This window comes from Mycobacterium gordonae, from assembly GCF_017086405.1.
GTDB classification, from domain to species: Bacteria; Actinomycetota; Actinomycetes; order Mycobacteriales; family Mycobacteriaceae; genus Mycobacterium; species Mycobacterium gordonae_D.
The window spans coordinates 4097525-4119977 of record NZ_CP070973.1 but is presented as its reverse complement, the minus strand read 5'-3'; the positions used below and the strand labels follow the sequence as shown (position 1 = coordinate 4119977).

Genomic DNA, 22453 nt, shown 5'->3' with positions numbered 1-22453 from the left:
CCGATCGCCAGCTACGGGTGGTCTGATCGCCGCCAGGTGCTCGGCAACATCGGGATGGTCGGCCCACCGCCGAAATCATCGTCGTCAAGGCTCGCCAAACCGGTCGCTTCAGCGACGGCGTCCTTGCCGACCGTGCCCGCCAGTCCGAGCCGGTGGGCACCCTGATGCGACGCGGCAGTCCCCGGTGGCTCCTCCCACTCCGGCTCCACCTCGACTTCCATGTCCATGAACTCGTCGCCGTACTGGCGTTGGGTCATCCGCTGCCGGTGCATTGCACGTGCCCGCCGACGGTTCGCCGCCTTGGATTGCGCCGCGGCTGATGCGCTGTCCGGTTCAGGAGCCTTCTTCTTTGCAGCGGCGCTCGCGCCGGCGGACATTCCTGAACCGAACCCGATGCCGGGTGGCCCCACCACGTAGGGAGGGGTGAAGCCGGCACCGGTGGCCGGCGGCGACAGTAGCCCCGCGCCGCCGGAGGCCGGAGCCGGGGCGGGGGTCGTGGTGGGCGCTGGGGCGGAGGCGGGGGCCGTAGCCAAAGCCGGTGCCGGAGAATTCATGGCCGCGACCGGCCACGAGTGGGGCGCAGCCAGGGTGGGTGCCGGCGCGGCTGCGGCGACCGGTTGCGGAACACCCGCCAATCCGGCCAGTCCCGCAAGCCCACCGGTCGCCACGGCCGGCAACGCCATGGCGCCGCCGGCCGCGGCTAGCAGGAGCGGGGACTGGCTGATCGCCGTGCCCAATTGGGCTATGTGGGTGGGCCAATCGAAGATGGCGAGGGCCAACATGTACTGCACAGCCTGCGCCGGATTCTGTGACATCTGCATGGAGTCCCCGATCAGCTCGAGGCCCCGGGCGAGATACCACATGGGTTGGGTGGCATCGGCGTAGTACTCGTAGTCGAGGCCGTTGAGCATTCCGGCGGCGGGATCCCAATAGACGCCGAAGTTTTCCAGCACATCGGCGATGAAGGTGGTCACGACGTTAGAGACCAACGGATTGCGGATGAGTGGGTTGATGCCGAAGCTGTTCAGGATCGGTTCGAGCGCATTGAGCGCGATCCGCACCGGATCGAGCGATGCCGCCGGCTGGGCTTCGGCTGTCGAGCGGAGGATCTGCGGAGGTGGTGCTGATGGCGGCGTCGATGTGACCGCTGCCCCCGCAGTGGCTTCATAAACGGTCATTGTGGTGGCCGCCTGGATCCACATCCGGACGTAGTCGGCTTCGTTGAGCGCGATCGGGATGGCGTTGATACCGAAGAGGTTGGTCGCGACCAGTGCCGCGTGCGTGACGTGGTTGGCGGCCAACTCGGGCAGGGTCGGCATGACGGCCAGCGCGGCGGAATACGCGATCGCGGCAGCCTCGTGCTGAGCGGCCCTGGCCAAGCTGTCGGCGCTGGTTTGCAGTAACCACGCCGCATAGGGCTCGTGCGCGGCCGTCCACGATTCCGCGCCGGATCCCTCCCACGCCGGCCGGGTCGCGGACATCAGTGCGCTGATCTGATCCGCCGCGGCTGCGTATTCGACGCTCAGGGAATGCCACCCTGCCGCCGCCGCCAGCAGTGGACCTGGACCGGGACCCTGGCCCAAGAGCGTCGAGTGAACCTCTGGCGGTGCTGCCATCCATACAGCCGCCGTCATTCAGCCAGCCCTCCGAGGACTCATCGAGCAAGTTTTCGGACAGCCTAACTTTTATATTCGTAGGTTCGACACCAGGGTCGGCCTCTAGTCGGCGCTGATCGCCAGCAGGGCGATGTCGTCCTGCGGCCCCAACTTGGGGATCAACGTGGCCAGTTCGTTGATCAGCCCCGTGGCATCGGCTCCGGCATGTTCGGCGGCGAAGGCGGCCAGGCTGTCCTCGTTGAACGGGTTCGCGCCGCGCCGGGCCTCCACGATGCCGTCGGTGTAGAAGAGCAGGGTCTGGCCGGGACGCAGAACTACGTCGCAGGTGTGGAATTTCGCATCGGCGCGTAGGCCGACCAGCGTTCCTTCGTCGGAGCGCACCTCGACCGCCGTCCGGTTCGTGGGATCGAGCAGCAGTGCCGGCGGGTGCCCGCCGGTGGCGATCGTGATCGAGAAGCCCTCGTGGTCCGATCGTCGTTGCAGGGTTCCGAACAGGACCGTGCAGAAGCGGCGCGGGTGCAGCTCTCGCAGCAGGACCGAGTTGAGTTCGGCAAGCCCCTTGACCGGGTCGCGGTAGTGCAGGGCCGCGGATCGCAACGTATACCGGATCAGCGACGTCACCACAGCTGCGTCGACGCCGTGGCCTTCGACGTCGCCGATGAAAAATGCCCACCGACCCTCACCGAGTGCGAACACGTCGTAGAAATCCCCGCCCACCCGACGAGGCGAGGCCGGGTGATAGTGAGCAGCCAGCGAGGCGCCCTCGACGGTCGGCAACATCGGTGGGAGCAGAGTCCGCTGCAGGACCGCCGCATACTCCTCGGTCAGGTCTCGGTCGTATTCCGCGATGTTGCGATCCCTGATCGCGACGTCGCGGTCCTGACGCGCGTCATCGCGCTCCCGTTGGGCGGTGTCCCGGGCCTGCTGGGCGTGGTGGCGCTGGAACCGGGCGTCGTCGCGGGCGTCCTCGGCGGCGCTGCGCAGACCCCGTTCCACCCCGAGCGCGTCCAGCGAGGCCAGACGCAGGTCGAGCTGCTCCATGACGATCGCCGCCAAGTCCTGCAGTACCGAGAGTTGCACGTCTGACACCGCGCGTGCCTCGGTGTCCATCACGGCTACCGTTCCCAGGCTGAACCCGTCGAACGTCACGATCGGGGCGCACGCGTAGAACTGGACCCGGTGCGCGCGCACGAATCGGTTTTCGGCGGTGCGGCTGTCTGATGTCGCGTCCTGCACGACGTACGGGGTGGTGTCCATGACTGCCGATGCGCACAACCCCTCGTCCCGCGGTATGTGCGCCATGTCCGACAGGCCGTGCGTGGCCATGAAGTAGATGTCGTTCTGGCCTACGATCGACACCGTCGCCATCGGCATCCCGAGCGACCTGGCTGCAAGACCGGGTATCCGGGCCACCAGGCGGTCGGGTGGCATGTCGAGCACGCGATAGCGCTTAAGTGCTTGTACGCGCAGATTCTCTGAAATGGTTCGTCACATTCCGCACCGGAGGACCAGTTCTGACGCCCCGGGAGGCCCGACAGGGGGGCACGGTCATCATATCCAATACTCACCCCTCGAGCCGGTGACCGCATGACCTGTCACCATCTGAGGGCGTGGCATGCACACCACCGCAAATCGACAACAAGTACCCTCGATTACGTGCAGCGACGAATTATGGGCATCGAGACCGAGTTCGGTGTCACCTGCACCTTTCACGGGCATCGCCGACTGTCTCCGGACGAGGTGGCCCGCTACCTTTTCCGGCGGGTGGTGTCGTGGGGTCGCAGCTCTAATGTCTTTCTCCGGAATGGCGCACGGTTGTATCTCGATGTGGGCAGCCACCCCGAGTACGCGACCGCGGAATGCGACAGCTTGGTTCAACTGGTCACCCATGACCGCGCCGGAGAGTGGGTCCTCGAAGACCTACTCATCGACGCCGAGCAGCGGCTTGCCGACGAGGGCATCGGCGGTGACATCTACCTGTTCAAGAACAACACCGACTCGGCGGGTAACTCCTACGGCTGCCACGAGAACTACCTGATCGTCCGGGCCGGCGAGTTCTCCCGCATCTCCGATGTGTTGTTGCCCTTCCTGGTCACCCGCCAGCTCATCTGCGGGGCCGGCAAGGTGTTGCAAACCCCCAAGGCCGCCACGTTCTGCTTGTCCCAACGTGCCGAACACATCTGGGAGGGTGTCTCCAGCGCCACCACGCGCAGCCGACCGATCATCAACACCCGCGACGAGCCGCATGCCGACGCCGAGAAGTACCGGCGACTGCACGTCATCGTCGGCGACTCGAACATGTGCGAAACCACCACCATGCTCAAGGTGGGCACCGCGGCGCTGGTCCTGGAGATGATCGAGGCCGGGGTCGCATTCCGAGACTTCTCGCTGGACAACCCGATCCGCGCTATTCGCGAGGTCAGCCACGACACCACCGGTCGCAGGCCGGTCCGCCTGGCCGGCGGCCGTCAGGCGAGTGCTCTGGACATTCAGCGTGAGTACTACAGCCGCGCCGTCGAGCATTTGCAGACCCGGGAACCGAACGCGCAGATCGAGCAGGTGGTCGACCTGTGGGGCCGCCAGCTCGACGCCGTCGAGAGCCAGGATTTCGCGAAGGTCGACACCGAGATCGACTGGGTGATCAAGCGCAAACTCTTCCAGCGTTACCAGGACCGCTACAACATGGAGCTGTCCGACGCGAAGATCGCTCAACTCGACCTCGCCTACCACGACATCAAGCGCGGTCGTGGCGTCTTCGACCTGCTGCAGCGCAAGGGTCTGGCGTCTCGGGTGACCACTGACGAGGAGATCGCCGACGCCGTCGACCGCCCGCCGCAGACGACCCGTGCCAGGCTGCGTGGCGAGTTCATCAGCGCCGCGCAGGCCGCCGGCCGCGACTTCACCGTTGACTGGGTGCACCTCAAGCTCAACGACCAGGCGCAGCGCACCGTGTTGTGCAAGGACCCGTTCCGGGCCGTCGACGAGCGGGTCAAGCGACTGATCGCGAGCATGTAGCCCTTAACCTGAACCAGATGCCCATCAACAAAGTCGAGCGACTGGTCAACCTGGTCATCGCCCTGCTGTCCACACGGGGCTACATCACCGCCGACAAGATCAGGTCCAACGTCGCCGGGTATGCCGACAGCCCGTCCGCGGAGGCGTTTTCCCGGATGTTCGAGCGCGACAAGAACGAGCTGCGCGACCTCGGCATCCCCCTCGAGGTCGGTAAGGTCTCCAACCTGAACCCGACGGAGGGCTACCGCATCAACCGCGACGCCTACGCGTTGCCTCCCGTCGACCTCACCCGGGAGGAAGCCGCCGCGGTGGCGGTCGCCACCCAGCTCTGGAAATCACCCGAGTTGATCACCGCCACCCAGGGCGCGTTGCTTAAACTGCGCGCGGCGGGCGTGGATGTGGACCCGGACGCCCCGGTGTCCATCGCGTCCCCGGCCGGCGTACCCAGCCAGCGGCATTCCGAAGAGGCGCTGGGAATCCTGTTGTCTGCCATCAACTCTGGGCAGGCAGTGCAGTTCCCGCACCGGTCGTCGCGCTCCGCGCCCTTCACCATACGCACCGTCGAACCGTGGGGCGTCATCACCGACAAGGGCCGCTGGTATCTGGTCGGTCATGACCGCGACCGCGAGGCCACCCGCACCTTCCGGCTCTCCCGTATCGGCCCCGAGGTTACGCCGATCGGGAAGTCTGGCGCGGTCACGGTGCCTGACGGTGTCGACCTGAAGCGGATCGTGGCCGACGCGGTCGCCGAAGGTCCCACCGGAGCGCTGGCCACCGTGTGGGTTGCCGACGGGCGGGCCACCGCACTCCGCCGCGCCGGACAAACCATCGGCCGGCGTCAATTGGCCGGCCGCGACGGCGACGTGCTCGAGCTGGACATCGGATTCAATGACCGGCTGGCGCGCGAAATTGCCGCCTATGGGGCCGATGCGATCGTGATGGAGCCGGCGTCGCTACGCGAGGATGTGGTGGCCAGACTGCGGGCGGCGGCTCAGGAGCCGCGCGCATGACACCCGTGTCCGACCGGCTCGTCCGGCTGCTCAATATGGTGCCCTATCTGCAGGCCAACCCGCGTATCACCAAGGCCGAGGCGGCGACCGAACTCGGCGTTTCCGAAGAACAGCTGCAAATCGATCTCGAACAGCTGTGGATGTGCGGCCTGCCTGGTTACGACCCCGGTGATCTCATCGATTTCGAGTTCTCCGGCGACACGGTCAACGTGACGTTCTCCGCGGGCATCGATCGACCGCTCAAACTGACGTCGCCGGAAGCCACCGGACTGCTGGTAGCACTGCGGGCCCTGGCCGACATTCCCGGTGTGGTCGATCCGGAGGCGGCGCGCAGCGCGATCGCCAAGATCGCCGCGGCGGCCGGTGCTGCGGGGCACCACGACGCGGGAGCGGCGGTCGACGACCCAGCCCCGCTGGAAAGTCGCGCCGCCGCCACAGTGCGCTCCGCGGTCCGCGACAGGCGGGCGCTGACGATCGACTACTACGCCGCATCGCATGACACCCTCACCACCCGCGTCGTCGACCCGATCCGGGTCCTACTGGTCGGCGACCACAGCTACCTGGAGGCATGGTCCCGCGAGGCCGAGGGGGTTCGGTTGTTCCGCTTCGACCGCATCGTCGACGCCACCGAGCTGGGCGAGCCGGCGGCGCCCCCGGAACCGGTGCTGCAGTCCCCGCCCGACACCTCGTTGTTCGACGGCGATCCGGCGCTGCCGTCGGCGACCTTGCGGCTGCACCCGTCGGCATCGTGGATGTTCGAGTACTACCCGCTGCGGGACCCACGGGAGTTGCCCGACGGGTCCTGCGACGTGACGATGACCTACGCCTCCGAGGACTGGATGACCCGGCTCATTCTCGGTTTGGGATCGGCCGTGCAGGTGCTGGCGCCGGAGTCGCTCGGGCAGCGGGTGCGTGCGGCGGCGGTGGCGGGCGTCGAGGCATATCAGGCGGCGCAAAGTAGTTCTGAGCAGCTCTGAGGCCCTAGGGGCAGCGGCGCGCGGCGCTGGAACCCTTCGCTTGTACCGGACAGGTCCCCCTGCTGCGGTAGCATCGGGTGAACGTCTGGAGGTAATCAAAGTGGGCAGTCTTCAACCGTGGCACTGGCTGATCCTCGCTGTCGTGGTGATCGTCTTGTTCGGTGCCAAGCGGCTACCCGATGCGGCACGCTCGTTGGGCAAGTCGCTGCGCATCTTCAAGTCCGAGGTCCGTGAGCTGCAGAGCGAGAACAAGACCGACTCGTCGATTCAAACCCCCGCTGCGGCACCCACCCCGGTGCAGGCTCAGCGTGTCGAGCCGCCAGCCCCGGCCGAGCAGGGCCACACCGAAGCGCGGCCGGCGTAGCCCGTCCGCACTTCTGACCGAATGTCGTGAAAGGTCCCAGGGTTTCAGCGCGCGCTTTTGGTCCTCTCAAACGACTCAACCCGCGTAATCGGCGCAGCCGAGTCAACCCCGATGGGACGATGTCGCTGGTCGATCATCTGACCGAGCTGCGTACCCGGTTGTTGATATCGATCGCCGCGATCTTGGCCACCACGGCATTCGGTTTCGTCTGGTACTCGCACCCGATCTTCGGGCTGGAAAGCCTTGGTGAGTGGTTGCGGCACCCGTACTGCGCGTTGCCTCAGTCGGCGCGAGCGAGCATCAGCGCGGACGGGCAGTGCCGGCTGCTGGCCACCGCGCCGTTCGACCAGTTCATGCTGCGGCTGAAGGTCGGGATGACTGCCGGGATCGTCTTGGCCTGCCCGGTGTGGTTCTACGAGCTGTGGGCGTTCATCACGCCCGGGCTCTACAAGAAGGAGCGCCGCTTCGCGGTGGCGTTCGTGATTCCGGCCGTGCTGCTGTTCGTCGCCGGGGCCTTCCTCGCGTACCTGGTGCTGGCCAAGGCACTGGGCTTCCTGTTGACCGTCGGCAGCGACGTGCAGGTGACCGCGCTGTCCGGCGACCGGTACTTCGGGTTTCTGATCAACCTGCTGGTGGTGTTCGGCGTCAGCTTCGAATTCCCGCTGCTGATAGTGATGCTCAACGTGGCCGGCATGCTGACCTACGAACGGCTCAAGTCTTGGCGGCGCGGTCTGATCTTCGCGATGTTCCTGTTCGCCGCGGTGTTCACGCCAGGCTCCGATCCGTTCTCGATGACCGCGCTGGGTTTGGCGCTGACGGTGCTGCTGGAATTCGCGATCCAGATCTCCCGGATACATGACCGGCGGAAGGCCAAGCGGGAAGCCGCGGCGATACCCGATGACGAGGCATCGGTCATCGAACCACCTTCGCCGATACCGGCGCCGTCGGTGATCGGCGGAACTCATGACGACGTCACCTGAGATCGGCCTGCCCGAGCTGGCCCGGTTCGCGGCCGAGCTGGCCTTTCCCCTCGACGCCTTCCAGCGGCGTGCCTGTGCGGCACTGGAAGGCGGTCACGGTGTGTTGGTGTGCGCGCCCACCGGTGCCGGCAAGACGGTCGTCGGTGAATTCGCCGTGCACCTGGCGCTGGCCGGCGGCGGCAAGTGCTTCTACACCACGCCGTTGAAGGCGTTGAGCAACCAGAAGCACACCGACCTGACGCTGCGTTACGGCAAGGACAAGATCGGGCTGCTGACCGGTGATTTGTCTGTCAACGCCGAGGCCCCCGTGGTGGTCATGACCACCGAGGTGCTGCGCAACATGCTTTATGCGGATTCGACAGCGCTACAAGGTCTTTCGCACGTAGTGATGGACGAGGTGCACTTCCTGGCCGACCGGATGCGTGGCCCGGTCTGGGAGGAGGTGATCCTGCATCTGCCCGATGAGGTGCGGCTGGTCAGCCTGTCGGCGACGGTGAGCAATGCCGAGGAGTTCGGCGGCTGGATCCAGACGGTGCGCGGAGACACCACGGTGGTGGTCGACGAGCACCGTCCGGTGCCGCTGTGGCAACACGTGCTCGTCGGCAAGCGGCTGTTCGACCTGTTCGACTACCGCTCTGACGGTTCGGGCAACGACAAGCCGCACGTCAACCCTGAGTTGCTGCGCCATATCGCGAATCGCCGGGAAGCCGACCGGATGTCGGACTGGCAGCCGCGTCGGCGCAACCCCGGACGTCCCGCCCGTCCGCGTTTCTACCGGCCACCGGCTCGGCCGGATGTCATCGCATCGCTGGACTCAGCCGGGCTGTTACCCGCCATCACATTCGTGTTCTCCCGTGCCGGCTGCGACGCCGCGGTACAACAGTGCCTGCGCTCGCCGCTGAAGCTGACCAACGAACAGGAACGGGCACAGATCGCGGAGGTCATCGAGCATCGCTGCGGCGACCTGGCTGACGCTGATCTGGCGGTGCTGGGTTATTACGAGTGGCGTGAGGGGCTGCTGCGCGGCATTGCCGCCCACCATGCCGGAATGCTGCCGGCGTTCCGCCACACCGTGGAGGAGCTGTTCACCGCGGGGTTGATCCGGGCCGTGTTCGCCACCGAGACGCTGGCACTGGGCATCAACATGCCGGCCCGCACGGTGGTGCTGGAGAAGCTGGTCAAGTTCAACGGCGAGCAGCACGTGCCGCTGACCCCGGGGGAATACACCCAGCTGACCGGCCGTGCCGGCAGGCGTGGAATCGACGTCGAAGGGCACGCCGTCGTGCTGTGGCATCCCGACGTGGAGCCGTCGGAGGTGGCAGGACTGGCATCCACCCGCACCTTCCCGCTGCGCAGCTCCTTCGCACCGTCGTACAACATGACGATCAACCTGGTGCATCAACTCGGGCCGGAACAGGCCCATCGGCTGCTGGAGCAGTCCTTCGCTCAATACCAGGCCGACCGGTCCGTCGTCGGTTTGGTGCGCGGCATCGACCGCGGCAAGACGATGCTCGACGAGATCGCCGCCGAATTGGGCGGGCACCAGGCCGCGGTCCTCGAATATGCCCGGTTGCGGGCGCAGATCAGCGAACTGGAGCGGTCCCAGGCCCGGGCGTCGCGGCTGCACCGTCGCCAAGCAGCCAGCGACGCCTTGGCCGCCCTAAAACGCGGCGACATCATCAACATCAACCACGGGCGGCGCGGTGGCTTGGCCGTGGTGCTGGAAACCGCACGCGACCGCGACGATCCGCGACCTCTGGTGCTGACGGAGCATCGCTGGGCGGGCCGGATCTCGTCGGCCGATTATTCGGGCGCGACTCCGCCGGTCGGGTCCATGACGTTGCCGAAGCGGGTCGAACACCGCCAGCCGCGGGTGCGGCGCGATCTCGCCTCCGCGCTGCGCTCGGCCGTCGAGGGTTTGACCATTCCTGCGGGCCGCCGCTCCAAAGAGGATGCGCACTATGACCCGGAGCTGTCTTCGTTGCGCGATCAGTTGCGCCGGCACCCCTCGCACAATGCGCCCGATCTGGAGGAGCAGGTCCGTCAGGCAGAGCGTTACCTGCGCATCGAACGCGACAACGCGCAGCTGCAGCGCAAGGTGGCTGCCGCCACCAACTCCCTGGCGCGCACCTTCGACCGCATCGTCGGCCTGCTCACCGAGCGTGAGTTCATCCAGGGACCGTCATCGGATCCCCACGTCACCGACGACGGTCGGTTGCTCGCGCGGATCTACAGCGAGAGCGATCTGTTGGTGGCCGAGTGCCTGCGCACCGGCGCATGGGCCGGGCTGAAGCCGGCTGAGTTGGCGGCGGTGGTGTCGGCGGTGCTGTACGAAGCCCGCGGGGCTGACGGGCCGGGTGCCCCGTTCGGCACCGACGTCCCGACGCCGCGGTTGCGGCAGGCACTCGGACAGACCGCGCGCCTGTCTTCGGCATTGCGCGCAGACGAGCAGACCCACCGCATCGGGCAGAGCCGCGAACCCGATGACGGTTTCGTCCAGGTGATCTACCGCTGGGCGCGCACCGGTGACCTGGCGGCGGCGTTGGCGGCGGCGGAGGCGTACGGCTCCGGATCTCCACTGTCAGCGGGTGATTTCGTGCGCTGGTGCCGCCAGGTGCTCGACCTGCTTGACCAGGTGCGCAACGCGGCGCCCGACCCCGACATGCGGTCGACCGCCAAGCGCGCTATCAATGACATTCGGCGCGGCGTCGTCGCAGTTGACGCCGGGTAGGCTAGGCCGGAGCTACGGTTACATCCGGAATGCGTACAGGGGCCACCGGGGGCGACGGTGGCGAGGACACATCAGACTGAGGAGCAACGATGAGTGGACCGCAGGGGCCAAACCAGTCATGGCAGCCGCCAGGGGGTTCCTCGGACCCGACCATGGCGGGCTCGCCGTGGCAACAGCAACCCGGTGGTCAGGACGCGACCTGGCATGCCCAGTCGTACCCGGCGGCGGAGTACCCCGGATACCAGCAGCCGGCTGAGCCTGCATATCCGCAGCAGTCACCCGGGTACGGCTCGGACTTCGGTTCGCAAGCCACTCAGTACGGCGCCACGCCGCAGTACGGTCAGCCGCCCCAGTACGGTCAGCCGCCGCAATACGGTCAGCCGCCCCAGTACGGTCAGCCGCCGCAATACGGTCAGCCGGGCCAACCGGGTCAGCCGGGTCAGCCAGGTCAGTACCCGCAGCAGCCTTACGCCCCGGCGCCGCAGGGGCCTAAGCGTTCCAAGGCGTTCCTCGGCGCTGTGATCGGTGGGATCGCGCTGCTGTTCGTGATCGTCATTCTGGTCCTCGGTTTCGTGGTGCCCGGGTTCTTCGTCACCACCAAACTGAACGTCAACAAAGCCAACACCGATGTGCAGTCGATCCTCACTGACGAGACCAACGGTTACGGCGCCAAGAACGTCAAAGACGTCAAATGCAACGGCGGTTCGGACCCGGTGGTGAAAAAGGGCGGCACCTTCGACTGCACCGTGAGCATTGACGGCGCGAACAAGCACGTGACCGTGACGTTCCAGGACGACAAGGGCACGTACGAGGTTGGCCGGCCCCAGTAGTCACAGGACGTCGAGCGCTTTCTGCAGCCTCGAGATCGAGGACCCGACGCCGTACCGGGTGGCCAGGTCGGCCGTACGCGTGGGGTTGGCCGCGTGCAACGGGAGCTTGTCGGTCGGTCTGGAAAGGGTGACGGGCGCGTCGGTGGCCACTCGCACCACAGTTCCGGCGGCCTCGATGTAGTCCGCAGCGGACTTCAATTTGGTCCGTATTCCCTTGGCCATCTTCGACTTCGGATCCTCGGCGGCCGCCACGATCTGCTCGAGCGAGCCGTGCGTGGCGAGCAGGGTGGCTGCGGTCTTTTCGCCGACGCCGGGCACGCCCGGCAGACCGTCGGACGGGTCGCCGCGCATCAGCGCGAGTTCGGCATAGGCAGCGCCGGCCCTGTCGACGGGCACCCCGTACTGCTCGGCAACTTGGGCCGGTCCGAACAATGTGGCCTTGGACAGGCCCCTGCCCAGGTAGAGGACCCTCACCGGCACCGGTTCGTCGGCGACCACCTGCAGTAGGTCCCGATCGCCGCTGACCACGACCACCGGGTCGTTGCGTTCCTGAGCGGCCAGGGTTCCCAGCACGTCGTCCGCCTCGAAACCGGGTGCACCGGCCGTCGGGATCCCGAAGGCGTCCAGCAACTCCATGATCATCTCGACCTGCGGAGTGAGGTCGTCGGGCACCTCCTCTACATCGGGCTCACCGTTGGGTTCTTCCTCGGCCACCCGGTGCGCCTTGTACGACGGGATGAGATCGACCCGGAACTGGGGGCGCCAGTCGAGGTCGAGACACACTGCCAGCCTGGTCGGCTTGTGCTGCGTGATCACCACGGCCATCGAGTCGATGAACCCGCGGACGGCGTTCACCGGCCTACCGTCGGGGGCCTTGATCGAGGACGGAACCCCGAAGTACGAGCGAAACCACATGCTGGCGCCGTCCAACAGCAACAGGGGTGCGGGCATGCCGGTAATCCTGCCAGGCCGTCCGGTTAGCCTGGCTGCCATGGACGCTGACCGATTCGAGGCCACGGTGTATGCCCGACGGCTAAGTGCTGCCGCTTCGCTGGCTGCCCGGGCCGGCCTGGCTGGTTTGGTGATTACACCGGGCTACGATCTGCGGTACCTGCTCGGGTCACGCGCGGAGACTTTTGAGCGGTTGACGGCCCTGGTGGTGCCTGCTGTCGGTGACCCGACGGTGGTGCTGCCACGGCTGGAGTTGGCGTCTTTGAAGGACTCGGCGGCCCTTGAACTGGGTCTGCGCGTGCGGGACTGGGTCGACGGGGAAGATCCTTATGCGTTGGTGGGGGCCGCGTCGGGTGGCTCTGGTGTCACGGTGGCCGTCACCGACTCCATGCCGGCGCTGCACTTGTTGCCGCTGGCTGCCGAGCTGGGCGTGATGCCGGTGCTGGCGACCGATGTGCTGCGTCAGCTGCGGATGGTCAAGGAGTCGGCTGAGATCGAGGCATTGCGCGCAGCTGGGGCTGCAATTGACCGGGTACACGCACGGGTGCCCGGGTTCCTGGTGCCAGGCAGGACTGAGGCCGACGTCGCCGCCGATATCTCCGAAGCGATTGTCGCAGAGGGGCATTCTTCGGTCGCGTTTGTCATCGTCGGATCCGGTCCGCATGGCGCAGACCCGCACCATGGCTACTCGGACCGAGCGTTGGCGCAGGGCGACATCGTCGTCGTCGACATCGGCGGTTCGTATGCTCCCGGATATCACTCGGATTCGACCCGCACATACAGCATCGGTGAGCCGAGTCCTCTTATTGCGCAGCAGTATTCGATTCTGCAGGCAGCGCAACGCGCGGCGTTCGATGCGGTCCGTCCCGGTGTGTCGGCATCTGAGGTGGATGCCGCGGCGCGCGATGTACTGGCCGCAGCGGGCCTTGTGGATTATTTCGTACACCGTACCGGGCATGGGATCGGGCTGTCCGTGCATGAAGAGCCCTATATCGTGGCAGGCAACGATCTGCCGCTGGCCGCAGGTATGGCGTTTTCGATCGAGCCCGGCATCTACTTCCCGGGCCGCTGGGGTGCTCGAATCGAGGACATCGTGGTGGTGACCGCCGACGGTGCATTGTCGGTCAACAATCAGCCGCACGATCTTGTCGTAGTGCCGGTGTCCTGAGCGATTCTCCGTGGGGCCCGCTAAGTCCCAATAGTCACTACTGTCACGGGATTTCTCGGGCCAACCGGGTCTGGAACGTGATAGCGCATGCGGTATCAGTGGTCGCCAGTTTTGGCGGCGAGAAACCAAGCGAGGTGATAATTGGCGGCCGCCTTGTCGCCAGCGACCAAAGCATCGATAGCGGCGAGCAGTTGCCAGTTGCCCACGTCATGGGTGTCGACGTTGTCGGGATAGCTGTCCAGCACCCTCTTGCTGGTTTCCCCGAGGTGTTCGGTCAGCAGGTCGATCTCGGAGTCCAGAACGCCGGTGCCGGCTGAGGCGGCTTTCGCGAGGGTGTGGGCCAGCCGAGGTAGGCCGTCGCGCCATTGAGTGGCCTGGCTGAGCTCCCAGCCGAGATCTTTGACGTCGGGGGCTGATCGGGGTCGCGTCGATGTCGGGATCGGATCACCGTCGTCGGACAGATGGTGAAGCGGGGTGTAGCTGGCGGTAACGGTGGCGGCGCCGAGTAGGGCTTCCAAGTCGGCGCAGCGGCGTGCCGGCGGAAGCAGGCTCACCGCTGACGGCAGTTCGATTCCGGGCGGGATCCAGCCGCCTGCCAGATCGGTGACGAGAAGAGTGGTGTTATCTGTGTGGTCTCCGGCCGCCCAGGCCAGGCGAGGCTGCTGGCGTGCGACGGCGGTAACCAGGCGCTGCAAGCGTTTTCGCGCGGTGTTGTCGGCCGAAGCTGTTCCTAATGCGGCGCCGGTCGCAGTGGCTGCGACGGCTTGGGTTCCAGGCGTCGATGGTGGGGACGGGGGAGTGGACGAGGTCGTCTGACGTACGACTGCGGGCTGATTCGCGGCGGACTGGCCGGCGGACGGCGTCACCGGCGCGGAAGTGGGTGTGGCCGGCGGCGGTAGCGGTGTGTTCGCTGGCGCCGGCGGGGTGACCGCTGTCGAGAGCGGTGGGCGTAGGTCGGAGCCGTAAGTCGGCAGCGGGCCCACGGGCTGCGGCGGTTGGGGCGGCGAAATAGGTTGCGGTGCTGCAACTATCGGGGTCGGCGGTGGCGCTTCTGGAGGAGGTGCATGGTGGGTTGGCGGCGGAGCATCAGTCACCGGCACGTGCACCTGCGAATTGACGGTTGGGGTTGGGATCGTCTGCGCGGCATGGGAAATCGGCGGCTCGGTCGACGTTATCGGAGTCGATGGCACGGCATGCGCGGCTGCGGATAATGGCGCGCCAGATTCCATGCCTTTGTTGAAGCTTTGAGCGAGTTCGGTGGGGGAGATGGGTGGGGTGGGGGCGCCTGAAATTGAGGGTATTGGCGCCGCCCTGGAAGGGGCGAGCGGTGCAGGCGCTTCCACAGAGGTCGCTGCTGCGGAGGGAATCCTAGGGTGATCAGGAACAGATACTGGCGTACTAGCCCCACCGCCTTGAGAACCTAGCAGAGGTAACTGTGCGAGCGATTGCCGTGCCGCGGAACCTATTCGCGGTCGCGTCGAGCTATTGATGGGAATTTCTGAACCCACGTTGGGATTACGCGAATAGGCTTCCATGTGAACAGAGTTCGACCCTGAGTTGAGGTTGGCCTGGACGGTGCCCCTGTTCTTGCTTTCGACTGCTTGTGTTGGAGCCGGCGAGTTGGGTTTAGTCGACTGATTGTCTGGGATGCCGGCAATATCTGAAGGTTCCCGCAGCCTCGTACTTACCTCGCTTTCTAATTTCTCTGAGCTGTATCTTCGCCTGAAAAGTTCGGGAATATCGACCCCCTTGCCACGGGCGAATTCGCGAGCTGACTGACCTAAGCCTTCGGCGGTCAATATCTCTTGCATTGCGTCGATAATATTGCTGCCGTATTTGGCCGCAGCGAGGCTTGCCAGCGCTCTATAATGTTGAATTAGTGAGGAGATTTGCGCCACCTTTAGTTGCTCCGGCACTTCAGAATGGGCAACCTCTTCTATGGCGCGGTTTCCTTCATCGGCCAAAGCGGTCAGATCATTTCGAAGATTAAGAATGTTTTCGTAAGCAGTATCGTAAGCACGTCTTTTGACGTTATTTTTTTGAGATAATTGGAGGGCTTGTCTTTCTCCGCTCTGAAATGACTGGTGGAGATCATCGATTGTTATTCCACGTTGGTCAGCGAGCGAAGATAATTGTGCATTGTGGAGTAAGTCTGCAAAATTCACATAACTAATATAGGCTCTGTCGCGGTTCGCTCGACCAAGCCGAAGTGCCTCGAGGTCGTGGTTCGTAGGCCACTGCTCGCCCACTATGAGTAGCGACCATTTCCCCGGGGGAAATTCACTCACTTGCACAACCTGTCAATATCTAGAGAAGGCTGTTCTGCCGCACGTCGTAACGGCTCTATCTCTGATTCATCGACCTCCGCCAGGTAGTTGATGGCGATTGCTTGATAGAGGCCTGCCAGCTTGCGAACCGACTCCGCTAGATCAACCGCAGTTGCCGGCGCCTCCTGCAGCGTGGAGCTTATGTACCGGCTACCGACTTCGAGCGCCTGTCGGGAACTTGTCGCGACCGCGAGAATGGCTGTGGGGTCTGCTCCGCCATCTCGGCTACCCGTCGCGGCTAGGGCCTTCCGAACCAGCCCATAAGCAGCGCACACCTTCGACTTCGCATCCGCGACCTCCTGACTTGAGTACGTCGGCGCCGGAGGAGGCTCGTTCTTCGGTGGCGGCCGAAACCACGCACCGATGGCGATACCGACCGCGACTAAAGCAATGCCCACCGACACCATCGCCAGCCCGCGTGGCGGGCGGCTCGCTGCTGGTTGCCACTGCGGTGTTGGAGGCTGTAGGGGAGGCACATTCGACACGCGTGGATAGTATCGTTCCTGCAAGAATTCGCCAGTCAGACTTTGCCACACGCTCGACTAAAGGTCTTGAACATTGCCAAACGCCGTTGACGAGTTAGCTGAACACCTTGTCAGCGGACCTCGTCATCTCGTTTGACTTCGGGCAGCGCTATCCGTCGAGTCGCTACCGGCTTGCCGTCGACATGTTTCGTTACCGTCGGCAAAGGCGGCGGCGCAGTGATGCGTCCCTGCACGGGTGCCCCGTTCTTCACCGTCGGTCCCACGATGCGCTTGGTGTCAGGCTTGGTCTCACCACTCGCACCACCTGCGCCGTGCATGCCTCCCGGCGGCATCATCGGCATTGCGCCCATCGCCCCGCGCTGGGCCGGCGCCGACTCTTGTGCGGCCGCCGGCATCGACGTGACGGCCTGCGAAGAGGCAGGCACGGTGCCGGCCGAGGGCGTCGGCGGGGGTCCCAGCATCGCCGTCGGTGTGGTCCCCTCGATACCTCCACCTCCGCTGCCACCACCACCGCCGCCAGCGGAGAAGTCACCACCTCCGCCACCCAGGTCGCCTTCGGCGCCGACGAGCTCTTCGGGTGCCTCGTGGGCCGCGCCTGCGCTTTGCTGCATCATGCCCATCCCTGCCTGCATGGCTTGCTGACCGGCCTGTGCAAGCTGCTGGGGGATTTGGCTCAATGGTTGGAGCACGCCCCCGAGGGCCCCGGCGATGCCCCCGGCGATGCCGGAGGCCATTTGCGGCATCTGTTGCAGCATCTGGCTCATATCGCCGGAACCTCCGACACCGGCCAGCTGCGCGGCGGCCTGCTCCTCGTTGGCCGGAAACTTCGCCAGCGCATCGGACGTCTTGGCTTCGCGCTCGTCATGTCCGGCCAGTGCCTCGCCATAGTCGCCAGGGTCGCCAGCGTTAGCCGCGGCGCCGAGGGCGCGTAGCAGTTGGCTGATGCTCGAAGATCCGGTCGCCAACTGATCGGGCGTGATCATCGGCGGCGGCGGTATCCCCAACACCTGTGACAGCTGGCCGAGGATGATCCTCAGCTGGTCGTCGTCTCCGCTCATCGCGTCCTTCCGAATGCCTAAATCGCGTCAGGGGCGGTAAACCAGTGGCGCGTAAGGCCTCTGGGATGCTATCTCCGTTCGAATGACTTAGTTATTCACCGTGCGCAAGACGCCACCTCACTCCTGTCCGCTAACGGCTTGAGTCTTTGGCGAACTGATTGTAGCGATTCATCATGTCCTGATCAGGCATGAATGGCCGGCCGGCAGCACTACCGGAATCCTGCGCGAACAGGTCGGTCAAGGCCTCGTTAAGAGCATGATCGTAGTGAGCGGACGTCAGATTCGGGTTTCTGCTAGCCAATTCGTCCGGCGTACCGATCCTGCCATCGATCAGAAAGTTCGGCTCAATGGTCACCTGCTGCCCGGACGCTATGACGGCATTGAGGATCTCGCGGTCGGCTGCACCGATGGACATGTAGGGCATGGAGTAGTCGCTGGGGGATGATGCGGTAGGGGCCGGTCCAAGGAAGTCTTTTTCGGCAACGATGGCCAGCACCCCGAGTCCGGTACCGATAATGGACCCGCCATCGGGTACTAAGCCCACCACCCCGGTAATTGCCCTGGCGGCGGCTTCGTAGGCGGACTTGCGATGGTCGTATGCAGTCTGCTGTGCCGCGTCCTGGCTCAGGGTGTGGTTGACCGTATCGGCCCGGGTTGCGCTGTCGATACCCAAATTGACCAACCCACGCAACGTCATGGCGTTGTGCAGGTTTTCGTTGTAGCTGGACAGATTCGTTGCGTGCGTTGCTAATTCCCGGGCGTAAGCTGCCTCGGCAATCAGAGCCTCGCGGTCGGCAGCGCCGTTGAAGTAGTCTGATGCCTCTTTGTCGGTGCTGAGAACCGAGAAGACACGCTTTGCGAAAGGCATCTTGCCGCTTTCCAGTTCATTAGGCGAGTCGTGAAAATCGCCGAAAACTGCCGAACCACCAGGAATTCCGGCGATGTTGCTTATGTAGGGTGTGAGTCCGTGCGCCATGCTCCGAACTAGTTGTGGGTTCACCTCGCCCATCGAGTGACCGCCGCGAAGACTCAGCAAGTCGGCGCCGTGCTCTCCCAGATACAACCCATAGCCCTTGGCTGTCTCGGCGGCAAGTTTCGCCTCGGGTCCGCACGCAGCACCTTCTACCCAGTTGAAAAGTGAGGCGGCACTCTTGCCGCCGTCTGACCAGAAGTGACGAGACATGTTGTCAAGAAATGCCTTTCCTTCGGAACCAGTTACCATGTCGTGCACCACCGGGTGATCCGGCGATACCGCCCTAAAGATGTTCCCGACGACCGAGCCCATGATCTCGTCCGTCGATTGGTGGACATTGGTGATTTCGAGATCACGCTGCCACGGGAGGAGGTCCATAACTTTGGCAGCGTGGCGAATCATTCGCCTATCGAGGTCTGTATTCACCTGGAACGCCGGATTGCCGGCTTTCATGATTTTCGCGATCACGTCAAGCTGCGGAAGGTATGCGGGCCAGGCCCAGTTCAAGCCCTGCAGATTTTTCGGCAGTTGAGCCTCACCACCTTTCACCATGTCGGTCCCCTGCACGGCACCAGGTTTGAGCTCGGTCCGTGGGAACGCAAGCGCGGGGTTACTCATCAACTGCCACGAGTTGGCAATCATCTCTCGCTGGTCACCGAGGCGTTGCTCGGCAGTCGACAGGGCATCGATCGACATCCCGTGCTGTTGAGCCTGCAACTGGCTCAACGCTGATGCCTGCTCCGGCGTCAGCGGCGCCTTTCCGGCCAGCTGTTCGGCGGTGATTGAGTTCAGCACAGCATTAACCCGCGATGCCGCCGACTGGTCACCGGCAAGTGCGGCGTGCACGTCCCGTTCGGCCTGGATGGGCGATTCGGGCGTCGCAGTCTCCGGGCCGTCTAGTGCTGCAACCGCCCCGTCGTAGCCACCCTCTACCCGCATCCGAGTCTTCACTCGGTGCAACAAGTCTGAATACATCTCTCGGATGTGTTCAATCTCGCGCAGTGCCGCGGTCGTGGCTCCGATGGCATGCTGCTCGAGGTCGTTGATGACGTCGTCGAGCGCCATTTCCTGCGTCAAGGGCAGGCCGCGTGAGTTCAATAGCGAGTGAGCCTCGCCAAGCTGCCGGTCGATGGCCTCCAGTTGAATCTCCAACATGTGGACCCGGCCGGCGGCCGCTCGCTGCGACTCCGCCAGCACCGCCGCCACCGATTCCAGGTCGACGGCGATCTGCGGTAGCTGCCCTGCCTGCACGCCCAGCGAACTTGTCGCGCGCTGCACCTCGGCCGCGTCGTTGATCGGGTTATCACCGTTCTCGCGGTTCCATGCCGCCTCGAAGCGACGACGCGCTTCGCTGAACGCCGACTCGGCCTCGCGCGTGAGCTGTCCCGCGTCATGAAAAGCCTTGGCCAGTGCCGCGATCGGCGCGGGTCGACCGCGTTGAAGGCTTCCATTGATTGCCCACGGGTCGCCCCCGGCCTCGTCGACCAGAAGCACGAGGCTTATGTAGCGGAGGTGCACCACACCGCCCGCACGCTCGCGGCGTTGATCTTGTCCATGTCGATGAACTCCGCCGCTGCCAGCAAGGCGCTGTCGCTCACGTCACCGAGGAATTCCCTGTGTCGCAGCAACAGCCGTGTATGCAGAACCTGGACCGACCCGGTGAGGGCATGAAGAGTCTCCGCGGCTGCGAAGTCGCCGAACATCTGCGGCAGTAACTCCATCCTCGAAAGCTGTTGCGCCGCTTGGTGTGCGTGGTCACCGGCCCGTTGAGTTTCACTACCGCCCCGGTGCAGAAGAGCAGGGTCGACGAACACGATTGCCCCTTTCTGGTCATCAGATCCTGGCGACGCTAGCCCGACGGCCACCGACCCGCAATTCACGCGCGCGCCCCCGCTGTCGCTGCAAGCCGGGCAGTCGCAGTGCCGTCCGTTCTAGAGACTAGAGATGCAGAAGGGGTCTATGGGAAACCAGTAAGTCAGAGTGGCCGAAGTTAACAAAGTGATTTCAACACTCGCACGGTTCGACAACATTTCTCGTCCGAGCCACCCAGCCGTGTCAATCTTTCGCGCATGTCAAGCGCCCCATGCGCCAGGTGGTTGAAATCCGCCGTCGTGATTTGTGCGTTCGTGCTGGCCCTGGCGTCGGCGCCGCCAGGGACCGCCGACGTCAACGATGTGCCGACTCCACCTTCTCCCACGGCACCCTGTAATGCCATCAGCCCCTTCGCATTTCCCTGCGTCGGCACCGGAAAGTTCACCGACGCGGTCGCCGCGGAATGTCGCCGCGCCGGGGTGGCCGACAACCTGTGCCAGGTGCCGTTGTCCGCCAAGGTGACCCAAGCGGCGACCGTCGCGTACCTGCAGTCGTGGGTACACCGCACGGCGCAGTTCCAATACGCCCTAGGAGACCCGGTGCCATTCGGAAACGCGCAATGGGTTGGCACCCACAACTCGTTCAACAGTCTGGCCCACGAGTTCACTCCGTCGCACGCGGATTCCAATCAACAGCTGTCAATGACACAGCAGCTGGATATCGACGCACGCAGTATCGAACTGGATCTTCACTACATTCCTCAGATCGGCCAGCTCGGTGGACGCGAAGTCAGCGTGTGCCACGGACGTCCCCCGGAACAGGCAAACCTTGGCTGCACCACGGAACCGCTACTCACTCAAGTGCTTCCGTCGATCGCGGATTGGCTGAACTCGCATCCTTCCGAGGTAGTGCTGATCCTCGTCGAGGACGCTTTGAAGGATCCGAAAGCGTACGCATCGGCTCTCGATACGTTGGAGCGTCAGTTGCGGCGCCCCAATGGCACCAGCCTAATTTTCCATCCCAACCCGGCCGACATCACCCCGACCGGTTGTGCCGCTTTCCCTCGCACCGTCTCGCGAAACGACGTCCGTTCCGCAGGCGCCCAGGTCGTGCTGGTAAGCGGCGGCACCTGTGTTCCGGTGTGGGGCAGTACCGTCTTCAACTGGCGGGGCGAGGAGGTGGAGAGCGGCTCGACGTTCGACTACCAGCCCTACCCGAAATGCGATGCGACGTACGGCCCCTCGGTCTATGCCACGAGCATCGTCCGCTACTACGAAGACTCCACGTTCATCTCGGCCCTCATTAACCCAAGCCGACCTCCTACCGACCCAGAAGCTCTCACACCACCCAAAGCGCAGTCGATGACGAACTGTGGCGTCAATCTGTTCGGCTTCGACCAACTCCTGCCCGAGGATGGTCGCATCCAGGGGACGCTGTGGAGTTGGGCGCCGGACGAACCGCACGCCGGCGTTGGCAACTGCGCCCTGCAGGGCACGGACGGCCGTTGGGTGGCGGCGCCGTGCGGCGCGGCGCATCCCGCGGGTTGCCAGAACGCTTCCGGAACCTGGGTCGTGACCGGCCCGGTGACGTTCGCCGGTGCCCCGGCGGCGTGCCCGCCCGGCTTCAGCTTCGGACTCCCACGAACCGGCGTGCAGAATTCCGGCCTGCACAGCGTTGCCGGGCCGGCCGGCGGGGCATGGGTGAACTACACCATCCCGTGAGTCGGCGTCGCGAAAGCTAGCCCCGGTCCAGCAGATCCGACGAGCCCAGTACCCGCTCGATCTGGACCTCGATTACTACCCGCCGGGGATTGGCGCGGGGCGTCCGATAGCGCTGGGCATAACGAAGCTCGGCGTCGCGCACCGCGTCAAGTTCCTTATTCACCAACGCCCGGCCCTCCAGAGAGAGCCACCGCGCCCCGTCCACCTGGCTGAGCACCGCGACTCCGGCTCGCTCAGCGTTGAGAGCCTTCTGAGAACCTCCGGTGGTGATCACCCGGGCAATATGGGTCTTGGGGTCGAAAGTGAAGCCCACGGCCACTACATGCGGGGAGTTGTCGGTGCGCAGCGTGGTCAACATGGCCAGATGGCGTTCGGAAAGGAACGCCAGCGCATCGTCGGTGAGACGGGTCGTGGTCTTGGCCATCGCCCTTCACG

The 22453-nt window shown here is 64.8% G+C and carries 17 protein-coding genes; 9 read left to right on the top strand and 8 right to left on the bottom strand.

What is annotated here, in order from left to right; all coding sequences use genetic code 11:
- Positions 1–11 precede the first annotated feature (11 nt).
- On the bottom strand, positions 12–1634 hold the full coding sequence (locus tag JX552_RS17535; protein WP_205873299.1) for a PPE family protein: 1623 nt from the start codon (positions 1632–1634) through the stop codon (positions 12–14).
- Positions 1635–1718: 84 nt separating this feature from the next.
- Entirely contained in the window at positions 1719–3047 is a 1329-nt protein-coding gene (locus tag JX552_RS17530; protein WP_205873298.1) for a PP2C family protein-serine/threonine phosphatase, read from the bottom strand.
- A gap of 225 nt (positions 3048–3272) precedes the next feature.
- Between JX552_RS17530 and pafA the strand changes: the two genes are divergently transcribed.
- The 7 genes from pafA (at position 3273) to JX552_RS17495 (ending at position 11523) form a co-directional block, all read left to right on the top strand.
- Positions 3273–4631, top strand: a complete 1359-nt coding sequence (pafA, locus tag JX552_RS17525; RefSeq protein WP_205873297.1) for a Pup--protein ligase — start codon at positions 3273–3275, stop codon at positions 4629–4631.
- Positions 4632–4648: 17 nt separating this feature from the next.
- Positions 4649–5641, top strand: coding sequence for a helix-turn-helix transcriptional regulator (locus JX552_RS17520; RefSeq protein WP_205873296.1), 993 nt, complete (start codon positions 4649–4651; stop codon positions 5639–5641).
- Positions 5638–6618 carry a helix-turn-helix transcriptional regulator gene (locus tag JX552_RS17515; protein WP_205873295.1) on the top strand — a complete coding sequence of 327 codons (981 nt, stop codon included), beginning with the start codon at positions 5638–5640 and terminating at the stop codon, positions 6616–6618. The genes JX552_RS17520 and JX552_RS17515 overlap by 4 nt, the downstream gene beginning before the upstream one ends.
- Positions 6619–6718: 100 nt before the next feature.
- The gene (tatA, locus tag JX552_RS17510; RefSeq protein WP_205873294.1) at positions 6719–6982 is read left to right on the top strand and encodes a Sec-independent protein translocase subunit TatA; all 264 of its coding nucleotides are present in this window, start codon (positions 6719–6721) and stop codon (positions 6980–6982) included.
- A 26-nt stretch (positions 6983–7008) separates the two neighbouring features.
- Complete coding sequence (gene tatC / locus JX552_RS17505; protein WP_205873293.1) at positions 7009–7962, top strand: twin-arginine translocase subunit TatC; 954 nt, start codon at positions 7009–7011, stop codon at positions 7960–7962.
- Positions 7946–10693 (top strand): DEAD/DEAH box helicase, encoded by a 2748-nt coding sequence (locus tag JX552_RS17500; protein WP_205873292.1) that lies wholly within the window; start codon positions 7946–7948, stop codon positions 10691–10693. Before tatC ends, JX552_RS17500 begins: the two co-directional genes overlap by 17 nt.
- An 89-nt stretch (positions 10694–10782) precedes the next feature.
- Positions 10783–11523 (top strand): DUF4333 domain-containing protein, encoded by a 741-nt coding sequence (locus JX552_RS17495; protein ID WP_205873291.1) that lies wholly within the window; start codon positions 10783–10785, stop codon positions 11521–11523.
- On the opposite strand, the gene JX552_RS17490 is transcribed toward JX552_RS17495, so the two are convergent.
- Positions 11524–12474, bottom strand: a complete 951-nt coding sequence (locus tag JX552_RS17490) for a 5'-3' exonuclease (RefSeq protein ID WP_205873290.1) — start codon at positions 12472–12474, stop codon at positions 11524–11526. It lies immediately after the preceding gene.
- 40 nt (positions 12475–12514) lie between these two features.
- Here JX552_RS17490 and JX552_RS17485 point away from each other — a divergent pair, with 40 nt between their 5' ends.
- A complete protein-coding gene (locus JX552_RS17485) occupies positions 12515–13642 on the top strand; it encodes a M24 family metallopeptidase (RefSeq protein WP_205873289.1) in 1128 nt (375 codons plus the stop codon).
- A gap of 95 nt (positions 13643–13737) precedes the next feature.
- Here JX552_RS17485 and JX552_RS17480 read toward each other — a convergent pair whose 3' ends face one another.
- The 4 genes from JX552_RS17480 to JX552_RS17465 all read right to left on the bottom strand — a co-directional run bounded on the left by JX552_RS17480 (position 13738) and on the right by JX552_RS17465 (position 20299).
- Entirely contained in the window at positions 13738–15807 is a 2070-nt protein-coding gene (locus tag JX552_RS17480) for a DUF5631 domain-containing protein (RefSeq protein ID WP_205873288.1), read from the bottom strand.
- Between the two features lie 757 nt (positions 15808–16564).
- Complete coding sequence (locus JX552_RS17475; RefSeq protein WP_205873287.1) at positions 16565–17512, bottom strand: hypothetical protein; 948 nt, start codon at positions 17510–17512, stop codon at positions 16565–16567.
- Positions 17513–17642: 130 nt separating this feature from the next.
- On the bottom strand, positions 17643–19979 hold the full coding sequence (locus JX552_RS17470; protein ID WP_205873286.1) for a putative alpha/beta hydrolase: 2337 nt from the start codon (positions 19977–19979) through the stop codon (positions 17643–17645).
- A gap of 5 nt (positions 19980–19984) precedes the next feature.
- Complete coding sequence (locus JX552_RS17465) at positions 19985–20299, bottom strand: DUF2563 family protein (RefSeq protein WP_205873285.1); 315 nt, start codon at positions 20297–20299, stop codon at positions 19985–19987.
- A gap of 255 nt (positions 20300–20554) precedes the next feature.
- Between JX552_RS17465 and JX552_RS17460 the strand changes: the two genes are divergently transcribed.
- A complete protein-coding gene (locus tag JX552_RS17460; protein ID WP_205873284.1) occupies positions 20555–22018 on the top strand; it encodes a phosphoinositide-specific phospholipase C-related protein in 1464 nt (487 codons plus the stop codon).
- Between the two features lie 16 nt (positions 22019–22034).
- On the opposite strand, the gene JX552_RS17455 is transcribed toward JX552_RS17460, so the two are convergent.
- Positions 22035–22442, bottom strand: coding sequence for a F420-dependent biliverdin reductase (locus JX552_RS17455; RefSeq protein ID WP_055579687.1), 408 nt, complete (start codon positions 22440–22442; stop codon positions 22035–22037).
- Positions 22443–22453 lie beyond the last annotated feature (11 nt).

Coding starts and splice junctions, on each gene's coding strand:
- JX552_RS17535 (WP_205873299.1), bottom strand. CDS start 1,634: ATGACGGCGGCTGTATGGATGGCAGCACCGCCAGAGGTTCACTCGACG.
- JX552_RS17530 (WP_205873298.1), bottom strand. CDS start 3,047: ATGCCACCCGACCGCCTGGTGGCCCGGATACCCGGTCTTGCAGCCAGG.
- JX552_RS17520 (WP_205873296.1), top strand. CDS start 4,649: ATGCCCATCAACAAAGTCGAGCGACTGGTCAACCTGGTCATCGCCCTG.
- JX552_RS17515 (WP_205873295.1), top strand. CDS start 5,638: ATGACACCCGTGTCCGACCGGCTCGTCCGGCTGCTCAATATGGTGCCC.
- JX552_RS17500 (WP_205873292.1), top strand. CDS start 7,946: ATGACGACGTCACCTGAGATCGGCCTGCCCGAGCTGGCCCGGTTCGCG.
- JX552_RS17495 (WP_205873291.1), top strand. CDS start 10,783: ATGAGTGGACCGCAGGGGCCAAACCAGTCATGGCAGCCGCCAGGGGGT.
- JX552_RS17490 (WP_205873290.1), bottom strand. CDS start 12,474: ATGCCCGCACCCCTGTTGCTGTTGGACGGCGCCAGCATGTGGTTTCGC.
- JX552_RS17485 (WP_205873289.1), top strand. CDS start 12,515: ATGGACGCTGACCGATTCGAGGCCACGGTGTATGCCCGACGGCTAAGT.
- JX552_RS17475 (WP_205873287.1), bottom strand. CDS start 17,512: ATGAGCGGAGACGACGACCAGCTGAGGATCATCCTCGGCCAGCTGTCA.
- JX552_RS17460 (WP_205873284.1), top strand. CDS start 20,555: ATGTCAAGCGCCCCATGCGCCAGGTGGTTGAAATCCGCCGTCGTGATT.
- JX552_RS17455 (WP_055579687.1), bottom strand. CDS start 22,442: ATGGCCAAGACCACGACCCGTCTCACCGACGATGCGCTGGCGTTCCTT.